Genomic DNA, 5,937 nt, shown 5'->3' with positions numbered 1-5,937 from the left:
GTGGTGGGGTTGTCTGGGTCTGCGGCGGTGAGAATGTCGCCGGGGCGGGTACGGCCCCGGCACCGGGTGGCCAGGCCGAGCGCCTTGTCGGCGGCGGCGGGCGCGGTGCCGGGCGGGATGACCAGCAGGTTGAGGTGCTCGATCCCTGGGGTGATCAGGTTGACCAGGTGGGGGTCGATGGTGCGGAACCAGCCCACTCTGATCTGGCGGCCGGGGGCGGCGATGCGGCGCGGGATGTTGTCCCAGGTGTCCACATGCAGGCCCACGCGCAGAACCCGCCGCTCCAGCCGCTGGTCGATGGCGGCGATCAGGGCGGGCAGTTCCGCGCCGGCGTCGTAGCTGGCGGGCCACCACGCCCCGTCCACCGCGCCCCCGGCGCGCGAGGTCGGAATCCAGGCTGAGCCGCACCGGCTCAGGGCCGGTCATGAGGAAGGCTCGCGGCGTTGTGCGGCCAGGCGTGCGGCCAGGCGTGCCGGGGTCGGCCAGCGTACGTCACGGGCCCAGCCGAACCGTTCCAGCAGCCGGATCAGCCGGGCGGAGATGTCGATCTGGCCGGGCAGCACGCCGTGGCGGGCGCAGGTGGGGTCGGCGTGGTGGCCGTTGTGCCAGCTCTCGCCGAACGACAGGAGCGCCAGCGGCCAGAAGTTCGCGGCCCGGTCCCCGGCGCGGGTTTTCAGCGGCCGCTCGCCGAAGACGTGGCAGATGGAGTTGATCGACCAGGTGACGTGGTGCAGCAGCGCGATCCGTACCAGGGCTCCCCAGAAGAACGCGGTCAGCGCGCCGCGCCAGGTGCCGGTGGCCAGCAGGCCGACGGCGGGCGGCAGCAGCAGTGAGGCCGCCACCAGCGGCCCGAACAGCCGGTCCACCCGGCCCATGTCGGTGTCGGCGATCAGGTCCTTGGCGAACCGCTCCCGGTTGGTGACGTCACGCCCGAACATCCAGCCGATATGCGCGAAGAACAGTCCCTTGGCCAGGCCGCGTACGCTGCGGCCGTAGCGCCAGGGCGAGTGCGGGTCACCGTCGCGATCGGCGAAGGCGTGATGGCGGCGGTGGTCGGCCACCCACTGGATGACCGAGCCCTGCACCGCCAGCGTCCCGGCTACGGCCAGGCCGATCCGCAGCCACCGGCTCGCTTTGAACGCGCCGTGGGTGAGGTAACGGTGAAAGCCCACCGTGATGCCGAGCCCGGTGAGGATGTAGGCACCGGCCGCGATCGCCACGTCGGTCCAGCTCAGCCCCCACCCCCAGGCCACGGGGATCGCGGCGGCCAGTGCCGCGAACGGCACCAGCACGAACACCCACAACGCGACCACCGCCGCGACCGGTTTACGCCCATCGAGGATCGGCGCCACGCCGACCCGCTCACGATCAACGACACCTGTGCCCGTCGAAGCCATGCCAGCATTGCCTCCCTATTCTCATCGCGGCGCGCAGTCACGCGTTGCCAGAACCCAATCCGCCTTCCCACGCTTGCCGCGGCTACACACCACCGCGATCGACGCGCTCAGGCGGGGCCCTCTCGGGGCCCGCCGGCCTGGCGAGGACGGGAGGGGCTACACCCCCTCCTCGTCCGCGCCGGCGTCGCTGTCGGGCACGTCGGGGATCTCGCCGAGCTGCCGCAGCCCACCGGCCGGGGCAGAGGAGGCGATGGCATAGCGGCCCAGGACATTGAGGTGGGCGTGGCCGAGCGGGCTGAGCCGGGCAGCGTCCTCATCCTTGACCGGCACGCCCTGCGCCCGCAGCTGGTCGACGGCGGCCGACAGGTACTTCGAGTTCCACAGCGCGACCGCATTGACGACCAGCCCCAACGCGGCTAGTTGATCTTCCTGGCCCTCCCGATAAGCCTTCCGGATCTGGCCGTTGCCGCCGTGGCAGATCTTGCGGGCCAGCCGGTGCCGGGATTCCTGGACGGTGTGCTGCTTGTTGAGCTTGCGCCGGTAGGTGTCGTCGATCGGATCCAGGATGGACAGCAGGTGCAGGGTCTTGTCGATGCGGCCGTACTCGGCGAACGCCTGCCCCAGCGGGGTCGGGCGCCCATTGCGGGCGAACATGCGCAGCAGGTCGTAGGCGCGCACCTGGTTGGTCACCAGCGATCCGGCCACCCGGGTCATATCCGACCACTGCGTAGCGATCTTCTGCCGGTTGATCTTGTTGCGGGCGATCGCCTCCAACGGCCCATACGCCGGCGTCGTCCCGTCAGACAGGTCAGCGCGCCAAAACCTTTGGTCGCCCAAGTCCGCGAAACGGGGCGCGAACCGGTAGCCGAGCATCGAGAAGATCCCGAACACCATGTCCGAATCGGAGGCCTGATCCGTCGTGACCACCTCCGGCTGCGGGCCGGCGTCGATGTTGATCAGGCAGTCCAGGATGTACAGCGAATCGCGCGGCGTGCCCGGCACCACCACCTGCCCGATCCCCATCACTTGATCATTGACTGCGTTGAGGAGTGTGAGGCCGCGCTTGTAGCCGAAGTACTTCGGCGAGGGAGCGGCGTTGATCGTCTGGACCGGGACGACGAAGCGCAGCCCATCGACCGAGGCCAGCAGCCCGCCGCCCCACAACTGCACGATCGGCACGCCGCGCTGGGCCTCGATGAGGATCGCGTTGGCCGCGGCGTGGGTTTCGGCGCGCACGTAGTTCTGGTCGACATGCGAGAGTCGGCTGCGGGTCAGCGCCTCGTCCCCGTCCTTGATCACCGGTGTGAGGCCGACATTGCAGGCCTCGCTGATCAGCAGCGCCACCAGCGACCGCGGCAGGTCGTGCATGCGCGTGGAGACATCGGCCAGATGCACATAGGCGTCCAAAAACCCGGTCCAGGAATGCACCTCCAGCAGCAGCTCGGGCAGGTCGATGCGCGGCAGCATCGCCTGGCAGGCCGCGCGCAGCCACTTCAGGGAAGGCGACTCGCCGAGCGCGCCAAGCTTTTCCACCGACAACCGGGCGTGCCCGTCGGCCGGGGTGACCACCCGCACCAAGGCGTCGTCACCGGCCTCGGTCAGGCGGCCGGCCATCTGCTTCCACGCCGCATCAGCGCCAGCAGCTTGGCATCCAGGTGCGCCTCGACCGGATCGGTCAGCGACAGCGAGGCGAGCACGTCCTCACTGATCGCCTCCCACGCCTTGCCGTCCAGAAGATGGGCACGCGGATCGGCCCACCGCAGCGACGGGGCGGCAAAGACGTCCCGCACCTGCAGCGCCCGAAACAGAGCCTCCAGGACGCACACCACATAGGCATCGCGATCGACCGCACCCGCCGGCAGATCGGAGTTGGCGAACACCGGCCGCTTCCAGGCCGCGCTCACCAGCGAGGCATCGATCTCCTTCGACAGCAGGGGCTTGCGCGAGACGTGCTGGCGCGCCAGCTCCGGCAGGCGCCGTACCGCGGCCAGCACCTTGCGGCCGCCCGCCGCAACCCCCAACGCCTTCGACTCGCCCAGCAGCTTCAAGAACGGGCGGACGGTGTTGTACTTGTCCACCAGCGCGGCGCGCAGCGCCGCCTCCGCGGCCCCGTTATCTTCCGGCACGAGCTCTTCGACCTGCTCCAGCGCGGCCAGCACCTGTTCCTTGCTCGCGCCCGCTTCCGCGACGACCGCCATCCACAATGCGGCCACATCCAGATCGGCACCCACCTCGGCGACCAGGTCCAGCTGCTCCACCAGCACCCGGCCCGCCCGCGACAGCAGCTTGGAGGCCTTCTCCAGCTTCGGCAGCATCGCCAGCCGCTCGCCCGCCGACTTGCGCCGCGCCGGCGAGATCAACCGGGTGGCCATCAACAGCGCGAACAGATCCAGCGCATCGTCGATCGCCTCGGCCTCCAGCGAGCGGGTCACCCCCAGCATCGTGGCCGTCTTGCGCGGCTCAGCCAGGCGGGCCAGCAGCGGCGCCTTGGTACCCGCCCCGTACTTGGCCAGCGTCTTCATCCGCCGCACCGGCACCTTGTCCACCCGCACCCGCCCCAGCCGGAACGCCGCGATGTCGTCCACCCGCTTGAGTGCCTTGGCCATCTCCGTGCCCGACTGCCGCTTGGGCGCCTGCCGCAGCCGCTCCAACTCCGAGATCCGCGCCCCTGGAGGAACCACCAGCAGCCCCGACAACGCCCGCGGCAACCCTGCATCGGCGCGCTCCACCTGACGTGTCACCGTCGCATACAGGCGCTCATCCGCCCGCTCGCGCACCGAGCCGACCAGCCGCTCCAGCACCGTCACCCCCGGCAGCAGCACCCGATGCCGGCGCAGCCACGCCACCGACTGATCGAACAACGCCGTCGGCCCCTCGGCATGCGTCCACGCCCGCCCGTGCAGGAACGTCAAGAACCGCTTCGACAGCGCCCGGCCCTGCCACGACTCCCGATCGTCGAAGTCGTGGTAGCCGTAGGCGTCCCGGATCATCCACGCGTGCTCATAGACCGTCTTCGGTCGCTCACCGTACCGTTTCACCTGCGACGGGTCCCCGATGCCCAACTGCTCGGCCAGGTAGTCCACCACCGGCCACGGCACCTCCAGAGGGTCCTCCAGGAACAAGCCCTTGTACCGGACCGTCCCGATCTGGATCGCCACGCCAAGGCGATGTGAATCCTGGCGCGACCGCCCGATCACTTCCCGGTCGAAGGCGTCCAGGAAGAAGAACTTCTCCATGTCCGGCAGCGACGGCATCTCACTGAACCTCGCGTACGCCGACCGCTGCTCATCAGACAGAAACTCCGCAGGCATGACCGACGACCGTAGGCACACCACCTAGCGCCCGGTAACAACCGGAAGCACACCACAAGTCCAGATCTTGAACGGAAATGATCAACCCGAGAGCGACCTGCCGAAGCATCCCGCTAAGTTACTCACGGGTACCGCCAACGGCTGTCCGCAGGTTCCTCAACCCCGAACTAAGAACGGCGCCTGATTCTGCGGTCGGCAGCGCTGTGTGCGGCGTCCGGCCAGGTGGCCCAGCGTGGCTCGCAAGCCGGCGTGGAAAACATGACATGCGGTGTCGGGTTTTGAGGCAAGCATGGTTTCACCCGTCGGCGGCGGGTGTGGACCCACAAAGGATGGATCAGGACCTCAGTGCAGGAGACAGCAGAAGAGCTCAGAGAGCTACAGGCCCTCCCTGATGCATCCCTCTCCCGCTCTACCTCATATCTCCGTTCGATCACCAATACCGAGCGCACCCTGACCACACCGCGGCCCACGCAGATCCTCACCGGCGCGTGCGCCCAGGCCCTGTCCACCGTGACGGCGAAGGGCGAGCTGCGGATCGGTGGCGTGGATGCGCACTTCCGCACGGAGAGTGGCACTTCGGCGTGGCGCGTAACGCCAGCAAGACGCCGGCGGCCCGGCCCTGATCAGCGCCGTTCAGTTCAATTGATGACGAGCGGTGGCCGCATATCGGTTTGTTCGGCATGGGCGGAGAGCCTGTCCGCCCCTGTTCTGCTGCGTTGTGAAAGGTGGACGAAGGTTGACTGCATTCGTACGAGACATCGCGAGCATGGTGCGCGAGACCATCGACGTGGTGGGGGCTCGTACCAACAATCTGCGGGATGTATCCGTGAGCATCCCCAAGGGGCTGCTTGTCGCCTTCACCGGGGTGAGTGGCAGCGGCAAGACCTCGCTGGCGATCGACACTCTGCACAACGAGGCCCAGCTGCGCTATCTGGAAGGGCTTTCGCCGTTCGTACGGCAGTACATCACCCAGCGCAACCGGCCGAAGGTCGACCGCATCCTGGGACTCGGCGCGACGCTCGCGGTCGACCAGCGCCGTCTGAACCGCAACCCGCGCTCCACTGTCGCGACGATCACCGGCATCGACGGGCACCTGGGGCTGCTGTACTCGCGCCTCCCGGGGATCGACGCGGACCCGGCGGCGGGCAGCGGAGATGGACATCTGACAACCGCTCACTTCGACCGCGCTACGCCGGAAGGGAGCTGTGGGGACTGCCACGGGGTGGGCG

2 protein-coding genes and 2 pseudogenes are annotated in these 5,937 nt (G+C 68.8%); 1 reads left to right on the top strand and 3 read right to left on the bottom strand.

Annotated features, from left to right (window positions below; all coding sequences use genetic code 11):
• From GUY59_RS45630 to GUY59_RS51595, 3 genes and pseudogenes are all read right to left on the bottom strand, one after another.
• The coding region (locus GUY59_RS45630; RefSeq protein ID WP_212746364.1) for a DUF5994 family protein at positions 1-365 on the bottom strand (365 nt) is incomplete at its 3' end.
• A gap of 57 nt (positions 366-422) precedes the next feature.
• Positions 423-1,397 carry an acyl-CoA desaturase gene (locus tag GUY59_RS45625; RefSeq protein WP_138208582.1) on the bottom strand — a complete coding sequence of 325 codons (975 nt, stop codon included), beginning with the start codon at positions 1,395-1,397 and terminating at the stop codon, positions 423-425.
• A gap of 156 nt (positions 1,398-1,553) precedes the next feature.
• Positions 1,554-4,708: pseudogene (locus tag GUY59_RS51595) on the bottom strand (Tn3 family transposase).
• A gap of 736 nt (positions 4,709-5,444) precedes the next feature.
• On the opposite strand from GUY59_RS51595, the pseudogene GUY59_RS45615 reads away from it, so the two are divergent.
• Positions 5,445-5,937, top strand: a pseudogene (locus GUY59_RS45615) (excinuclease ABC subunit UvrA); the annotation flags it as partial.

Source organism: Nonomuraea sp. K271 (assembly GCF_009908215.1).
GTDB classification, from domain to species: Bacteria; Actinomycetota; Actinomycetes; order Streptosporangiales; family Streptosporangiaceae; genus Nonomuraea; species Nonomuraea longispora.
This window is presented reverse-complemented; position numbering and strand designations above follow the sequence as displayed.